Source organism: Yinghuangia sp. YIM S10712 (assembly GCF_051388935.1).
Lineage (GTDB): Bacteria > Actinomycetota > Actinomycetes > Streptomycetales > Streptomycetaceae > Yinghuangia.
The window spans coordinates 152,330-167,465 of sequence record NZ_JBPKBI010000012.1; the positions used below are offsets into that span (position 1 = coordinate 152,330).

At 70.4% G+C, this 15,136-nt stretch carries 11 protein-coding genes and 2 pseudogenes; 9 read left to right on the forward strand and 4 right to left on the reverse strand.

Annotation, left to right across the window (positions count from 1 at the left end):
* Nucleotides 1-71 precede the first annotated feature (71 nt).
* A complete protein-coding gene (locus ACRX5W_RS22985) occupies nucleotides 72-1,682 on the reverse strand; it encodes an ABC transporter substrate-binding protein (RefSeq protein ID WP_436790209.1) in 1,611 nt (536 codons plus the stop codon).
* A gap of 556 nt (nucleotides 1,683-2,238) precedes the next feature.
* Here ACRX5W_RS22985 and ACRX5W_RS22990 point away from each other — a divergent pair.
* Both ACRX5W_RS22990 and ACRX5W_RS22995 read left to right on the forward strand, forming a co-directional pair.
* Nucleotides 2,239-2,904 carry a TetR/AcrR family transcriptional regulator gene (locus ACRX5W_RS22990; RefSeq protein WP_436790153.1) on the forward strand — a complete coding sequence of 222 codons (666 nt, stop codon included), beginning with the start codon at nucleotides 2,239-2,241 and terminating at the stop codon, nucleotides 2,902-2,904.
* A gap of 104 nt (nucleotides 2,905-3,008) precedes the next feature.
* Nucleotides 3,009-3,794: an SDR family oxidoreductase gene (locus tag ACRX5W_RS22995; protein ID WP_436790154.1), complete on the forward strand. Its 786-nt coding sequence runs from the start codon at nucleotides 3,009-3,011 to the stop codon at nucleotides 3,792-3,794.
* Nucleotides 3,795-3,854: 60 nt separating this feature from the next.
* Here ACRX5W_RS22995 and ACRX5W_RS23000 read toward each other — a convergent pair.
* A pseudogene (locus tag ACRX5W_RS23000) lies at nucleotides 3,855-5,040 on the reverse strand (RNA-guided endonuclease InsQ/TnpB family protein).
* A gap of 174 nt (nucleotides 5,041-5,214) precedes the next feature.
* Here ACRX5W_RS23000 and ACRX5W_RS23005 point away from each other — a divergent pair.
* From ACRX5W_RS23005 to ACRX5W_RS23030, 6 genes are all read left to right on the forward strand, one after another.
* A complete protein-coding gene (locus ACRX5W_RS23005; protein WP_436790155.1) occupies nucleotides 5,215-5,988 on the forward strand; it encodes an SDR family oxidoreductase in 774 nt (257 codons plus the stop codon).
* Between the two features lie 79 nt (nucleotides 5,989-6,067).
* A complete protein-coding gene (locus ACRX5W_RS23010) occupies nucleotides 6,068-6,898 on the forward strand; it encodes an NAD(P)-dependent oxidoreductase (protein ID WP_436790156.1) in 831 nt (276 codons plus the stop codon).
* A gap of 217 nt (nucleotides 6,899-7,115) precedes the next feature.
* Nucleotides 7,116-8,597: an aldehyde dehydrogenase family protein gene (locus ACRX5W_RS23015; RefSeq protein WP_436790157.1), complete on the forward strand. Its 1,482-nt coding sequence runs from the start codon at nucleotides 7,116-7,118 to the stop codon at nucleotides 8,595-8,597.
* A gap of 46 nt (nucleotides 8,598-8,643) precedes the next feature.
* Nucleotides 8,644-9,411, forward strand: coding sequence for a carboxymuconolactone decarboxylase family protein (locus ACRX5W_RS23020; protein WP_436790158.1), 768 nt, complete (start codon nucleotides 8,644-8,646; stop codon nucleotides 9,409-9,411).
* A 238-nt stretch (nucleotides 9,412-9,649) separates the two neighbouring features.
* Complete coding sequence (locus ACRX5W_RS23025; RefSeq protein ID WP_436790159.1) at nucleotides 9,650-10,537, forward strand: DMT family transporter; 888 nt, start codon at nucleotides 9,650-9,652, stop codon at nucleotides 10,535-10,537.
* A gap of 68 nt (nucleotides 10,538-10,605) precedes the next feature.
* Nucleotides 10,606-11,253, forward strand: coding sequence for a carbonic anhydrase (locus ACRX5W_RS23030; protein WP_436790160.1), 648 nt, complete (start codon nucleotides 10,606-10,608; stop codon nucleotides 11,251-11,253).
* Nucleotides 11,254-11,266: 13 nt separating this feature from the next.
* Here ACRX5W_RS23030 and ACRX5W_RS23035 read toward each other — a convergent pair.
* Both ACRX5W_RS23035 and ACRX5W_RS23040 read right to left on the reverse strand, forming a co-directional pair.
* Nucleotides 11,267-11,581 (reverse strand): annotated as a pseudogene (locus ACRX5W_RS23035) (ArsR/SmtB family transcription factor); the annotation flags it as partial.
* 152 nt (nucleotides 11,582-11,733) lie between these two features.
* A complete protein-coding gene (locus ACRX5W_RS23040) occupies nucleotides 11,734-13,302 on the reverse strand; it encodes an ABC transporter substrate-binding protein (protein ID WP_436790161.1) in 1,569 nt (522 codons plus the stop codon).
* A 518-nt stretch (nucleotides 13,303-13,820) separates the two neighbouring features.
* On the opposite strand from ACRX5W_RS23040, the gene ACRX5W_RS23045 reads away from it, so the two are divergent.
* Nucleotides 13,821-15,062 (forward strand): amidohydrolase family protein, encoded by a 1,242-nt coding sequence (locus ACRX5W_RS23045; RefSeq protein ID WP_436790162.1) that lies wholly within the window; start codon nucleotides 13,821-13,823, stop codon nucleotides 15,060-15,062.
* The last annotated feature ends 74 nt before the right edge of the window (nucleotides 15,063-15,136 follow it).

Here is a 15,136-nt window from a genome sequence, read left to right on the forward strand (position 1 = left end):
GGCTCGCCGGCGGCGCCGGTGGCGGATTCCGGACCGGGGGCGGGGGGCGTCCCCCGGTCCGCACGATCAGGTCACGCCCGCAGGCCCATGCGGTCCCAGAGGACGTGGCCGTCGCCGAACAACTGCACGCCGGTCAGCTTCGGGCTCGCGATGATCGCCGTGAGCGACTCCTGGAAGACGAAGAACGGCATGTCGTTGATGAGTTCGACCTGCACACGGGTGTACGCCTCACTGCGTACAGTGCGGTCGGTCGACAACCGGGCGGCTTCCAACGCGGCGTCCACCTTGGGGTTCTGATAGCCCGTCAGGTTGGCCGTGCCGCTCTTGGAGTGCAGGTACTGGTACAGCGTCGGCTCGGGGTCGTCGGCCCCGACCGCGCTCGTGGTGAGGTCGAAGTCGGCGTCGAGCTGCACGCGTTTGGGGTAGACGTGCAGGTCGACCGTCTCAAGTTGGACGGTCAGCATCCCGCGCGAGGCCGCTTCGATCCGCTCCTTGAAGTACCCCGCCATCTGCACGGATCGCGGGGTGTTCGGCACGGCGTACGTGACCTTGATCGGCTTGCGGCCGTTGTCGGTCGCCTGCGCGAACAGCGCGGCGGCCTGGGTCGGGTCGTTCTGCGGCAGGGACAACTGGACGTTGCCCAGCCGTGAGGTCGATTCGAAAATGCCCTTCGCGGGGCGACCCTTGTCGGCGTAGAAGACCCGGTCGATGTCTTCCGTGCTCAACGACAGCGCGATCGCGCGCCGCACGGCCGGGTTCGAAAGCGGGCGGTTCGGCCGCGTGTTGAAGGCGATCGACACGCCGCCGCTCAGTGCGATCTCGGAGACCGCGAGACCCCTGTCACCCGCGTCCGTCACCGTGCCCGGGTCGGCCGTGAGTGCCATGTCCGCATCACCGTCGTCGATGGCCTGCACGTCCTTCGAGGTGTCCTTGCTGATGCGCATGGTGACGGTGTCCAGGTACGGCTTGCCCGTCTGCCAGTAGTTCGGGTTGCGCTCGAACGTCATGTGGCTCCCGGGCACCCACTCCCGCAGCTTGTACGGGCCCGCTCCGACCGGCGCGGTGTTGGACGCCGCGAGCGACACGTCGGATACCAGGGTCTTCGGCGACGGGACGTAGTTGAGCAGCCGGACCACGGTGCGGTCGAAGTTGGCGTTGGGCGACGGGAGTCCGATGTTGAGCCGCCGCGCGTCGAGCACCGTCAGGGTGAGCTGTTTGACGGTTCCCGACGCGGCGGACTGCACCTTGGGGTCGAGGTGCTTCTCCCACGCGCGCTTGACCGCGTCGGCGTCGAACGGCGTTCCGTCGGTGAACGTGACGCCCTGGCGCAGCGTCAGCGTCCACACGCGGGCCTCGCGGTCGGCGACCATGGACTCGGCCAACTGCGGGCGCACGGTCCCGGTGGACGGATCGCTCCACAGCAGCGCGTCGTACAGCGCCGACAGCTTGCTGCCGTCGCCCTGGGGGGACGCGCTCGCGGTGTACGGGTTCAGCCCGCGCGCTTCCCCGAGCACGAGCATCGTGAGGTCGCCGCCCTGACGCGGCGTCCCCTTCGGGTCCGGGCCGCCGCTTCCGGAGGAATCGTCCCCGCACGCCGCGGAGAGCGCGATGACGGCGGCGAGGACGCCGATCCGGACGGTACGCAGAACTCGCCTGCCTGCCCTGCTTCTTCGGTGGTGCATGAACACGGAAAGCCGACCTCCGGTTTCGATTCATGGCATGCCGCGATCAGCGGTCCGGGGGCCGGGCGAGTCGGTGATTCCGCATGCCGAACGTGGCTGTGTATACGACACCGGAATTTCCCGCGGCGTCGAAAGATGCCGCTGATCGTCGTGCGACGCCACACGGTAGTGCCGAGGCCACTGCCAACGGAAGCGGTGACGGCTGTTGGCTCCCCGGTGAGTTCGGTGCCGGAAGAGGCTTTCGTCCCGCTTCGACACCGCCGCTGATCGACGCGAACTTCCTTACTCATGACGGTAGTTGGGGTGTCACCCCCGATTCTCTCAGCGTGCGGCCAAGACGGTCTCACTCGCCGACGACACCCGTCCTGCATCCCCGCCCGCCTGCCGTCGGCGGCACTCGGAGTGACCGACAGTGCATGCGGTTGCCTTGGCCGTCATACAGAGCGAATGAATCCGAAGACAGTTGACTTCATCGAAAGCGCATGCTTCGATCCTCACGCCGGACGGAAACTGTGTTCTTCGGTTTGAGGAATCGCCCTCTCATAAGTTGGTGCCCGTGATTCAGCCATCGGTGAAGGAACAGATCGTGCTCGCCGCGGAGCGCTTGTTCGCGGAGCACGGACTCGAAGGCGTGTCCCTGCGCCAGGTCAGCACGGCCGCCGGCAACGGCAACAACTCCGCGGTGCAGTACCACTTCGGAAACCGGGACCGCCTGATCCAGGCGATCTTCGAATACCGGCTGCCGGACCTCAACGAACGGCGCCGCATGCTGGCCGCCCGGCACCGGCCCGAGGATCTGCGCACGCACGTCGAGTGCCACGTCCTGCCCGTACTGGAGCAGGGGGAGCAGCAGGGCAGCCACTACCTCGGCTTCGTCGCCAAGCTCCAGCAGACCGGCCGGCGGGACGTGTTCGACAAACTGCCGGACAAGTACCGGGAGCCCACACGGATCTTCCGCGAAGGCATCGCCGGATACCTGGCACACATCCCGGAGCCGCTGCGCAGCCACCGCGTCGCGCAGGCGATGGGATTCGCCGTCCACGCGGGGTCACAGCGTGAGCGGGCCCAGCTCCAGGGGGGCCACGTCCTGCCGTTCGACCTGCATGTGCAGGACCTGATCGACGGCTTGGTGGGGTTCCTGGAGGCCCCGACCTCGCTGCCGCCCTCGTCCGGCCGCGAGGCCCTCGATCCGAGTGCCTTGGCCCTGCCGTTCCACCCCTGACCCGGCGGCACCGACCGCCGGATCCCTCAGCACATTCACCGCTCGGCACAAGGTCGGTCGGCACAAGAAGATCCGCACAAGATCCGCACAAGAAGGGCCGCGTGATGGGAATCGATCTGGGCGACGCCGTGGCGGTGGTCACGGGTGGCGGAAGCGGCATCGGCCGCGCCGCCGCGCACTCCTTCGCCCGCCGGGGCACGCGCGTCGTGGTCACCGACATCGACGCCGAGCGGGCGCGTACCGTCGCGGACGAGCTCGGCGACCGCGCGGTGTCCGCGGTCTGCGACGTGACCGACACCGCGGCCCTGGAAGCGGTCCGGGACCTTGCGCTGGAGCGCTTCGGCCGGGTCGACCTCGTGATGAACAACGTCGGGATCCTGGCCGTCGGCCAGGTCGAGGACATCCCCCTCGAGACCTGGCAGCGCGTGGTCGACGTCAACCTGATGGGCATAGTCCGCAGCAACCTGGTCTTCCTGCCCATCCTGCTGGAGCAGGGCTCGGGCCACATCGTGAACACCGCCTCGACCGCCGGGCTGCTGCCGTACGGCTTCGACCGGCTTCCGTACACCGCGACCAAGCACGCGGTCGTCGGGCTGTCGGAGTCGCTGGCGCTGTACCTGCGCCCGCGCGGCATCGGGGTCTCATGCCTGTGCCCGGCCGGGGTGGCGACCAACATCGTCGAGCAGATCACCTTCCACGGCCGCCCGACCTCCCCCCGCGGCCCCAGCTTCCCGATCCTCGACGCCGACACCGTGGGCGAGTTGGTCGCCGACGGCGTCGCCGAGGACCGCTTCCTGATCCTGACCGCCCCCGAGGCCGCCGCCGAGTTGCGAGAACGCGGCGCCGACCTCGACGCGTACCTGGCCCGACTCACCAAGGACCTCACTTGACTTCCTCCCCCTCGTGAACGAGGGGAACTCCCCTCGGCCTCGCGGCCGAGCCGCCGTGCGTCAGCGCGGTGGTCGGGACCTTTCCTGCTTCAACGACCGTCGCCCGCCCGGGAAGGACTTCTCCCGTTGAGGTCTTACACCGTCTCCACAGGCAGCAACCGCCAGCCCGGCGGCCAGGATGTTCCTCGCGGCGTTCACGTCGCGGTCGTGGACCGCGCCGCAGCCGCACGTCCACGCGCGGACGTCCAGCGGCAGCCTGGCCGCGACAGTGCCGCAGGCCCCGCACAGCTTCGAGCTGGGGAACCAGCGGTCGACCACGACCAGTTCGCGCCCGTACCAGGCGCACTTGTACTCCAGCATCGACCGCAGATCCCGCCACCCCGCATCCGAGACGGCGCGGGCGAGGCTGCGGTTCCTGACCATGTTCCGGACGGACAGGTCCTCGATCACGACCACTTGGTTATCGCGGACGAGCCGAGTCGACAGCTTGTGCAGGTGGTCCCGGCGCCGGTCGGCGATCCGGGCGTGGACCCGCGCGACACGCAGCCGGGCCCTGGCCCGGTTGTTCGATCCCTTGGCCTTGCGGGCCAGGTGGCGCTGCGCGCGGGCGAGGCGTTCGCGGTCGCGCCGCTCATGCCTCGGGTTGGCGACCTTCTCCCCGGTGGACAAGGTCGCCAGGGACGTGACCCCGACATCCACACCGACCGCGTCGGCGCTTGCCGGCGCGGGGGTGACCGTGTCGTCGCACAGCAGGGACACGAACCAGCGCCCGGCCGCGTCGCGGGACACCGTCACCGTCGACGGCACCGCACCGGCGGGCAGCGGACGCGACCACACGATGTCCAGCGGCTCGGACATCTTCGCCAGCGTGAGCCGGCCGTCGCGGTAGCGGAACGCGGAGGAGGTGTACTCCGCCGACGCCCGCGACTTCCGCCGGGACTTGAACCTGGGGAACCGGGCGCGTTTCGCAAAGAAGTTCGCGAACGCGGCATGCAGGTGCCGCAGCGCCTGCTGCAACGGCACACACGACTACCTCACGCAGAAACGCCAGCTCCGGAGTCTGCTTCCACGCCGTCAGCATTGCGGACGTCGCCCCGTAGCCCACCCGCTCCCGGCGCAACTCCCATGCCTCGGAACGCGCCTGCAACGCAAGGTTGTAGACCTTCCGGACACAGCCGAACGTCCGCAGCAGCTCCGCAGCCTGCGCATCGGTCGGATGGAAGCGGTACCGAAACGCCCGCTTCACGGAAGCACCCCCCACAGCGCGCAACCATACCGTCGCTACGTGTATGCAATCAACGACGTTTCGCCCCAGGGCGAAGACGTTTCGCCCCAGGGCGAAACGCCTGCCCCTGCCCTGCTCCGCAGGCAATCCCATTCCTCCTCCGCCTGAAGGCGGGGGTCTCCTCGGAGGATTTCGATGAACACATTTGACCGCATGCGCCTGGACGGCAAGGTCGCCGTCATCACCGGCGGTGGCGGCGGGATCGGGCAGGTGTACGCCCGTGCGCTCGCCGATGCCGGTGCCTCGGTGGTGCTGGCCGACCTCGATGCCGCCCGCGCGGACGAGGCTGCCGCCACGCTGGCCAAGGACGGTTTCCAGGCGATCGGCGTGCAGGCCGACATCACCGACCGTGCGGCGACCGACGCCATGGCCGCCAAGGCGACGGAGGCGTTCGGCGGCATCGACATCCTGGTGAACAACGCGGCCCTGATGGCCGAGATCCCGCAGGTCGACATCCTCGACCTGCCCGCCGAGTGGTTCGACCGCGTCATGCGCGTCAACGTCCTCGGCGCGATCAACTGCATCGCGTCGGTCAAGGCGTCCATGGTCGAGCGCGGCGGCGGCCGGATCATCAACCAGGTCTCCGCGGGCGCCTTCCACCCCGGCGGCATCTACGGCGCCAGCAAGATCGCCCTGGTCAACCTCTCCGCCGGCTTCGCGCGCTCCCTCGGCCCGCTCGGCATCAACGTCAACGCCATCGCTCCCGGCCTGGTCGAGAACGACGCCGCGTGGCGCAGCCTCCCGGCCGACCACCCCGGCCGCACGGCGCTCGCCGCCGCGATCCCCGGCAAGAAGTCCGCACCGGCGGAGGACCTGCTCGGCGTGCTTCTCCTGCTTGCCTCGCCGGCCGGCGAGTGGATCAACGGGCAGACCATCAGCGTCGACGGCGGCTGGGTCATGCGGCTCTGAGCTCCTGAACACATCACCCGAACCGACGTGGGACGGGCCGCCGCAGACGGCTGCGGCGACGCGGCCGAGGAAGGAACCCATGGAACGCATCGGCTTCATCGGACTGGGCAGCCAAGGCGCGCCGATGGCCCGGCGGATCGTCGAGGAGGGCTACCCGCTCACCCTGTGGGCGCGGCGGTCGGCCTCGACCGAGCCGTACGGCGACACCGCCGCCGTCGTCGCCGCGACACCGGCCGAGCTGGCGTCGCGCAGTGACATCGTGTGCCTGTGCGTCGTCGCGGACGCCGATGTCGAGGACGTCCTGCTGCGCGAAGACGGGGTGTTCGCCGGTCTGGCGAGCGGCGGTGTCGTCGTGCTGCACTCCACGATCCACCCCGACACGTGCCGCAGGGTCGCCGAGGAGGCCGCCGCACGCGGGATCTCCGTCGTGGACGCCCCGGTCAGCGGCGGCGGGCAGGCCGCCGCCGAACGCCGGCTGCTGGTGATGGCCGGCGGAGCGAAGGAGGACGTCGAGCGCTGCCGTCCGGTGTTCGAGACCTTCGCCGACCCGGTCATCCACCTCGGCCCGCTCGGCAGCGGCCAGGCGGCCAAGGCGCTCAACAACTTCGTGTTCACCGTCCAGGTCGGGCTCGCCCTCGATACGTTCGCGCTCGCGGACGGCCTGGGCATGGACCGCGCGGCCGTGGCCCAGGTGCTCGCGAACGGCACCGGAGGCACGCGCGCCGCCGGAATCCTGGCCGCGTCCGGCTTCAACACCGCCGGGCTGCGCCAGGCACGGTCGCTGCTGCGCAAGGACGTCGACATCCTGCTCGACCTGGCCCGCGCGGGAGGCCCGGACGCGGACCCGGCAGGTTTGGCCGAGCTCGCGGAACGCACGCTGGCCGCACTGGAGAACCCGGACCCGGCCTGACCGCGCCCCGGTCAGGAGGCCGCGTCCCGCGGATCCCGGCGCCGTGCCACGCCTGTCGGAAGACCTCCACCATCCCCGGAACGAACATCCTTTCCGTGCAAGCGAGTTCGCCGACCGACCGGAGACCACACGGTCGGGGCGTACGCGGCCGGCCGTTCGTTCCCCTCATCAGTTCTTCGTCCGGACTTCTCACGAGCACGAGACAAGGCGGTAGCCAATGACCACCCCCTCCCCCGTCACCGGCGACCTCGGCGTCGCCCGGCCGCTCATCGACGGATCCTGGCTCGACCAGGCCTCCCTGGGCGCCGCCGACGCCACCAACCCCTCCACCGCGCGCGTCGCCGGGTCCGTCGTGCTGAGCGGGCCGAAGGAGGTCGACGCGGCGGTCGCCGCCGCGACGGCGGCGTACCCGCAGTGGCGGGCGATGTCGCCGGACAAGCGCCGCCGGATCCTGCAGCGCGTCGAAGAGCTCATGGAGGAGCGGGCGGGCGAACTCGCCCGGCTCAACTCCCTCGAAACCGGTGCCCCCATCTTCATGTCGACGCTGCTGGTGCAGCTCTGCGCCGGGTGGTTCGGCTACTACGCGGGCTGGGCCGACAAGCTCGAAGGCGCGACGATCCCGCCGAGCCCCGCGATGGTGCCGGGCCTCGACTACACCGTCCCGGAGCCGTACGGCGTCGTCGGGATCATCCTGACCTGGAACGGCCCGATCGTCTCCGTCGGCATGAAGATCGCGCCGGCGCTCGCCGCGGGCAACTGCGTCGTGGTCAAGTCGCCGGACCTCGCGCCGTTCACCGTCGCCAAGTTCGCCGAGATCGCCCTGGAGGCCGGGCTGCCGCCCGGCGTACTGCACGTCCTGCCCGGCGGCCCCGAGGCCGGCGACCGGCTGGTACGCCACCCCGACGTCGCGATGATCTCGTTCACCGGCGGCATCCCCACCGCGAAGAAGATCCTCTCGGCCGCGAGCGACACCCTCAAGCCGGTCCTGACGGAGCTGGGCGGCAAGACCGCGAGCATCGTCTTCCCCGACGCCGACCTGGACGCCGCGACGACCGAGGTCGCGCGCTCCTTCTGCAACCTCGCCGGCCAGGGGTGCAACCTGACCACCCGCCTGCTGGTCCACCGCGACGTGTACGACCGGGTCGTCGAGTCGACCGTCGCCGCGGCGACGGCGCTGCGGCCGGGCGACCCGTTCGCCGCAGGCACCGGTCTCGGCCCGGTCATCAACGCCGCCGCCCGTGAGCGGATCCTCGGCGTGATCGAACGCGCCGGCAAGGACGCGCGCCTGGTCGCCGGCGGCCACGCCGCGGATCCCGCGTCGCTGGGCGAGGAGGTCCGCGACGGTTTCTTCGTCGAACCCACGGTCTTCGCGGACGTCGACCCCGCGAGCGACGTCGCCCAGAACGAGGTCTTCGGACCGGTCCTGTCGATCATCCCCTTCGGCAGCGAGGAGGAGGCCGTCGCCATCGCGAACGGCACCGTCTACGGCCTGGGCACCACGCTCCAGACCCGCGACTCCTCGCGCGTGCAGCGCCTCGTCCCGCAGCTCCAGTCCGGCAGTGTCAACGTCAACGGCTCCTCCACCCAGCCGCCCGGCGCTCCGTTCGGCGGCTACAAGTACAGCGGTTCCGGACGCGAAGGCGGCCGCGAGGGCCTGTACGAATTCCTCCAGACGAAGAACGTGTTCATCCGCATCTGACACCGCCGATCCGCAGCGAACTTCCTTTGGACGACAGGAGACAGTCATGGACGAGGGACGCGCCGAGCGCATCGGCGCCGAGGTGCTGGAACACGAACTCCCACCGGCGACAACGCCGTTCGGTCAGGCCTCACGCGAGTTCCTGTACGGCGGAGTCTGGTCTCGGCCCGGCTTGTCCCGGCGGGACCGCAGATGGATCACCCTGACCTGCGCCGCGGCCGCCGACGCGCCCGGCCCCATCGACGAGCATGTCTACGCCGCCCTCGCGAGCGGTGACATGGACCTGACCGCGATGCTGGAATTCGTCCTGCACTTCGCGGTCTACAACGGCTGGCCCAAGGCGTCCCACCTGGAGGGCAGCATCGCCAAGGCGTGGGCGCGCCTGCACCAGGAGCGCGGCGAGGAGCCGCCGCCGTGGCCGACTCTCGACTACGACACACTCGGCCCCGGCGACTGGGAGGCCCGCCAGGCGCGCGGCACCGCGGAGTTCATCGACGTCAACCTGTGCCCGGCGCCGCCGCCCACGTCGCCGTACCGCCATGCGGGCATCCTCAACTTCGTCTTCGGCCACGTCTGGCAGCGCCCCGGCCTCACCCGCCGCGACCGCCGCCTGATCACCGTTCCGAGCGTCGCCCTGTGCGACGCGGCGACCCCCTTGGCCTCGCACGTCACGTCGGCGCTCCACTCCGGCGACCTGACCAAGGAGGAAATGGACGAACTGGTCCTCCAGTTCGCGGCCTACTACGGCTTCGCCAAGGGCCAGGCCCTGGCCGACGCGGTCGAAGCCGCGTGGGCGGCCCGTCCGGACGCCTGACACACCCTGGGTCGGCCGGCCGGGCCGCGCGGTCATGCGGCCCGGCCGGCCCGCCGCCGCCGTGTCGGCGGACTCCCGCCGCCCCGGCCGGTATGGCCCGATGTGCGTTCCCGCCACGCCGGCGCGGCCCATCCGGGCAAAACGCAACAAATGCCTTCGGCGCCCCGCGGCCCCACAGGACCCGTTCGGCGGGCGCGTCACCGCTTTCGCGTCCGGCCGCGCGTGGCACGATCGGCCGATGCTCAGCGTTCTGTTCGCCATCCTGACGTCCCTGAGCAACGGCACCGCGTCCGTGTTGCAGCGGCGTGCGGCGTCGACGGTCGATTCGCGCAAAGCCCTGCACGCCTCGCTGATCACGGAGCTGGTGCGCCGCCGGGTCTGGCTCGCGGGCATCGGGCTGGTGATCGTCGCCGCCGCGTGCCAGGCGATCGCGTTGGCGACCGGTCCGATCTCGATCGTGCAGCCGATCTTCGTGATCGAGTTGCCCGCGACGCTGATCCTGGGATCGCTCGTCTTCCGGCGCCGGCTGCCGCCGTCGGCGTGGCTCGGCGTCGCAGCGGCCACCGGCGGCCTCGCGCTGGCGCTGGCATCCGCGTCGCCGGACGGCGGTACGGCGGGCGTCCCGTCGTGGCGGTGGGTGCCCGCCCTCATCGCGACAGGCGGCGCGATCGTGGTGCTGGCCGCGGTGGGGATCCGCGTCAGGGGGGAGGTACGCGCCGCCGCGTTCGGTCTCGCCGCCGCGTTCGGCTACGCGCTGACGGCGGCGCTGCTCAAGGACGCGACCGCACAACGGCACGGGGGCCTCGCCGAGCTCTTCTCCGCGTGGCAGCTCTACGCGACCGCCGCGGTGGGCGTCGCGTCGCTCTTCCTGCTCCAGAACGCCCTCCAGGCCGGGTCGCTGGCCGCGTCCCAGCCCATGCTGACACTCGGCGACGCGCTGCTGAGCACGGTCTTCGGGGTCGTGCTGTTCTCCGAGAGCGTGCGCCTGGGCTGGTGGCTGGTGCCCGAGGTGATCGGTGTCGGTGCGATCGCGTTCGGGTGCGTGCTCTTGGCGCACAACCTGCCGACGGCGGCCCCCGAGCAGACGCCCGCCGTCCCGGAACCCGCCGTTCCCCCGAACCGCTGACGGCCTCTCCGGCGGCTTGTCGGGGATCTTCCCGCATGCGCGCATCGGCCGCCTTTTAAGCTGCGGTCATGACCACTGGATCTGCTTCTCCGGCGCAGGGCCTCGACGCCCTGCTCGCCGGCAACCGCCGCTTCGTCGCCGGAGCCCCGCGCCACCCCAACCAGGACGCCGCCCGACGTACCGAAATCGAGCCGGGGCAAACGCCGTTCGCGGTGCTGCTGGGCTGCTCCGACTCCCGTCTGGCCGCCGAGATCATCTTCGACCAGGGCCTGGGCGATCTGTTCGTGGTCCGCACCGCCGGCCACGTGCTCGGCCCGGAGGTGCTGGGCAGCATCGAGTACGGAACCAGCGTCCTCGACTGCTCCCTCGTGGTCGTGCTCGGGCACGACTCCTGCGGGGCGGTCGCCGCGGCCCGCGCGGCGATCGACGAGGGCGCGGCTGCCCCGGGCTACGTCCGGGACGTCGTCGAACGCGTCACCCCCAGCGTGCTGGCCGCACGATCCGCGGGCCTGCACGCCGACAGCGACTTCATCGACGAGCACATCCGCCGCACCGTGGACCTGCTGCTGGAGCGTTCCCGCGTGCTGAACGACCAGGTCGCCGCCGGCCAAGCGGCGGTGGTGGGTCTCGCGTACCGGCTCTCGGAAGGCAGCGCCCGCCTGGTCACCGCGCGGGGCCTCCCCGCTCCCGCACCGGACGACACCCCGGTCGGCTGAGCCGACCGGGGTGTCAGTCGTGCGGGTCCTGACCGCTGACCCGGTGGTCGGCGTGACTCAGCGCCTCCAGCACGAGTCGGCGCAGGTGCCCGTCGCTGAGCCGGCAGAGCATGCGCCGGCCTTCGCGCCGGGTGTCGACCAGCCCGGCGAGACGCAGCTTCGCGAGACGCCGGCTGACCGCCGGGCGGGCGGCTCCGCAGCGGTCGGCCGGCGTCCCCACGTCTGACTCGTCCTGGGCCGGCAGCCACGGCAGGTGCGGCCGCGTGGCGTCGGACAGCAGCGCGAACACGGCGGTTGCCTCGGCAAGCCGCGCGTTGTCCGGCCGGCGGCCGGCCTCCTCACGGCCGTCGGCGTGCTCGGCGGCGTCACGCTCGTGTCCGCCGCAACCGCCGCGCGCCGGTGGCCGGCCGAGGGCGGCCTACCGCCGCTGACACGGACTCGGGGAGGAGCCCGTGTTGGCTCCGGGGGCGGCGGCGGGGGTCAGCGCCGCATTCCGATGCGGTCCCAGAGCACCAGGCCGTCGTTGAACAGTTGCATGCCGGTCAGGCCGGGGCCGGTGACGGCTCCGGCCAGTGCCTCCTGGAAGACGAACATCGGGACGTCGTTGATGAGGCGGACCTGCACGCGCGTGTACGCCTCGGTGCGTACGGCGCGGTCGGCCGACAGCCGTGCGGCTTCCAAGGCGGCGTCGACCTCGGGGTTCTGGTAACCCGTCAGGTTGGACTGGCCGCTCTTCGAGTGCAGGAACTGGTACAGCGTGGGCTCCGCGTCTTCGGCCCACAGGCTGTATATCGCCATGTCGAAGTCCAGGTCGAACAGCACGCGCTGGGTGTAGCCGGGGATGTCGTCCACTTCGAGGCCGATGGTCACGGCTTTGTTCGACGCGGTCTCGACGCGGTCCTTCACGTACTCCGCGATCGCCACGGCCTTCGGGTTGCTGGGCACCGCGAAGGTGATCGCGACGGGCCGGCGGCCGTTGTCGGTGATCGCCGCGAACATCGACGCCGCTCGGACGGGATCGTTCTCCGGCACGGCCAACTGGATGTTGGCGAGCGGCGACGACGAGTCGAAGATGCCTTGTGCCGGGCGCCCCTTGCCGTCGCTGAAGCGCCGGTTGATCTCGTCGGTGCTCAAGGAGAGCGCCACGGCGCGTCGCAACTCCGGATCCGTGAGGACGCGGCCGGGTTGCGCGCGTGTGTTGAAGGCGATCATCTGGCCGCCGTTGAGCGGAATCTCGTCGACGGACAGGCCGAGTTCACGCGCTTCGGCGAGCATGATCGGGTCGCTGGTCACGACGGCGTCCGCCTCGCCGGAGTCGATCTTCCTGGCGGCGACGCCGGTGTCGGCGTCCACACGGAAGGTCAGCGTGTCCAGGTACGGCCTGTCCCGCTGCCAGTAGCGGGCGTTGCGCTCGAACGTCATGTGGCTGCCGGGCACCCATGCGCTCAGCGTGTAGGGCCCGGCACCCACGGGTGCGGTGCGTGATGCCGCGAGTGATTCGGCCGATTCAAGGGTGCGCGGTGACGGGACGAAGTTGAGCGAGTGCGCGATGGTGCGGTCGAAGTTCGCGTTGGGCGACGGCAGTTCGATGGTGAGCCGCAGGGCGTCGACGACGGTGAGCCGGAGTGGTTGGACGACCGCGGCAGCGGCCGAGCGCAGGGCGGGGTCCAGGTGCTTCTGCCACGCGCGTTTGACGGCCTCGGCGTCCAGCGGTGTGCCGTCGGTGAAGGTGATCCCGCTCCTGACGGCCAGCGTCCAGACACGGGCTTCGCGGTCGGGTACGAGAGACTCGGCCATCTGCGGGCGCACGGTGCCGGTGGCGGGGTCGCTCCACAGCAGAACGTCGTACAGCGCCGAAAGCCTGCTGCCGTCCGCCTGGTTCGCGACGTTCGCGGTGTACGGGTCGAGGCCGCGGGCGTCGCCGGGCAGCAGGACGGTGGCGGCACCGCCGTGCTGCGGGGTGCCGTCCGGCTCGGGGGCGTCGCCCGAGGACTGCGTGCATGCGACAGCCAGGAGCAGCGCCGCCGCGCAGGCGGCGGTGCGAAACATGCGCAGGGAACGCCCGAGGTTCCCGCGTCGGCGGCCGTGCCGGTGTCCGTGTCCGTGCCGGTGTCCGTGTCCGTGCTGGTGCGCCGACATGAGTTTGCGGCCTCCGGTTTGTCGGCGGTGGAGCGCGCGTGCGCTGATCGGCCGCTGTGGCGCCCCGCTGACGGTCCGGCGACTATGCAGCATCGGTTCTCGGAACTCAATATGAAAACCAAGTTTTCGAAAACTCGGTTCTCCCTGAGGTCGGCCGCAGCGGACCGCTCCTCGCGCACGGCACCCGAGGGCCTGGCGGAACGCTGTTTATTGGGCTCCGTCTGATTTCTTGGCGATCTCACCGGGGCGCCATCTGCGGATCCGAGCGAGTCGTACATCACTTCCCAGGCCGAGGAGACCCAAGAACACTGACAAAAGCTGCAAATCATCGCGCGGCCGACCTGGTTGGCGCTCGGCATATCTAGACGGCGTCGTACTTTCTTGCTTACCTTGAGGACAGCAGCCCTGCACGATCTTTGGAGGCAGCCTTGTCCCGCAGGTTGGACTTTCCGGTCTTCGACGCCGACAACCACATGTACGAGACCACCGACGCGTTCACCAGGCATCTGCCCGAGAGCTACACGGGACTGGTCAAGTATGTGCAGGTCGAGGGCCGTACGAAGATCGCGTTGAAGAACCAGATCAGCGAGTACATCCCGAACCCGACGTTCAACAAGGTCGCCCCTCCCGGTGCCCAGGAGCTTGAGTTCCAGCTCAAGAACCCTTCCTCGAAGACCAAGCGCAAGGAAGGCGACATAGTCGTAAGCGCGCCGCCGAGGTACATCGACGCGCCGGCCGCGTACTTCAATCCCAAGGACCGGCTGGAGCTGATGAACGAGCTCAGCCTGGACCGGGCGATGATGTGGCCGACGCTCGCCAGCCTGCTCGAAGAGCGCCTTGCCGACGACGCGAAGGCCACCCACGCCATCGTCCACGCGCTCAACGAATGGATGTACGAGCACTGGACGTTCAACTACGAGGACCGGATCTTCCCCACGCCGGTCATCACCCTGCCTATCGTCGACGAGGCGATGCGTGAGTTCGAGCGCGTGGTCGAGCGCGGTGCCCGGGCCATCCTCATCCGCCCCGCGCCCGTCCCCGGCCTCAACGGCAAGCGGCGTTCGTTCGCGCTGCCGGAGTTCGACCCGTTCTGGAAGCTGGTCGAGGAGTCCGGCGTACTGGTCGGCATGCACGCCTCCGACGACGGCGGGCAGCGCTACCTCAACGAATGGGACGGCGACGACGGCGAGTTCCTGCCGTTCGCCAAGAAGCGGTCGGCGTTCGCCGAGATCGTGCGCGCCGACTACCGCGGCATCCGGGACGTCGTCGCGTCGATCATCGGCCACGGCCTGGCCACGCGGTTCCCGCGCCTGCGGTTCATGCCCGTCGAGAACGGCAGCGCGTGGGTGAAGCCGCTGGTCACCACCCTCAAGAAGCTCCACGAGCGGGACCCGGGGCTGTTCGACGAGGACCCGATGACGACCTTCAAGCGGTCCATCTACGTCCACCCCTTCCACGAGGAGGACGTGCTCGGCCTCATCGACACCGTGGGCGCCGACAACGTCGTCTTCGGGTCGGACTACCCGCACCCGGAAGGCCTGTTCGACCCGGTGACCTGGGTCGACGAGCTGGAGACCCTGCCCCTCGCGGACCAGAAGGCGGTCATGGGCGGCAACCTGGCCAAGCTCATGGGCGTCGACCCCGACGCCCGGGTCCTCCCCGCCGCGTGACGCCCCGGGTCGCGGGGGGGGGGGGGGGGGGGGGGGGGGGGGGGGGGGGGGGGGGGGTGGGGGGGGGGGGGGGG

Excerpts from the sequence above, each read along its gene's own strand:
- ACRX5W_RS23025 (WP_436790159.1), top strand. The coding sequence starts at position 9,650 with ATGCTCAGCGTTCTGTTCGCCATCCTGACGTCCCTGAGCAACGGCACC.
- ACRX5W_RS23005 (WP_436790155.1), top strand. The coding sequence starts at position 5,215 with ATGAACACATTTGACCGCATGCGCCTGGACGGCAAGGTCGCCGTCATC.
- ACRX5W_RS23030 (WP_436790160.1), top strand. The coding sequence starts at position 10,606 with ATGACCACTGGATCTGCTTCTCCGGCGCAGGGCCTCGACGCCCTGCTC.
- ACRX5W_RS22995 (WP_436790154.1), top strand. The coding sequence starts at position 3,009 with ATGGGAATCGATCTGGGCGACGCCGTGGCGGTGGTCACGGGTGGCGGA.
- ACRX5W_RS23015 (WP_436790157.1), top strand. The coding sequence starts at position 7,116 with ATGACCACCCCCTCCCCCGTCACCGGCGACCTCGGCGTCGCCCGGCCG.
- ACRX5W_RS23010 (WP_436790156.1), top strand. The coding sequence starts at position 6,068 with ATGGAACGCATCGGCTTCATCGGACTGGGCAGCCAAGGCGCGCCGATG.
- ACRX5W_RS23040 (WP_436790161.1), bottom strand. The coding sequence starts at position 13,302 with ATGTTTCGCACCGCCGCCTGCGCGGCGGCGCTGCTCCTGGCTGTCGCA.
- ACRX5W_RS23020 (WP_436790158.1), top strand. The coding sequence starts at position 8,644 with ATGGACGAGGGACGCGCCGAGCGCATCGGCGCCGAGGTGCTGGAACAC.
- ACRX5W_RS22985 (WP_436790209.1), bottom strand. The coding sequence starts at position 1,682 with ATGCACCACCGAAGAAGCAGGGCAGGCAGGCGAGTTCTGCGTACCGTC.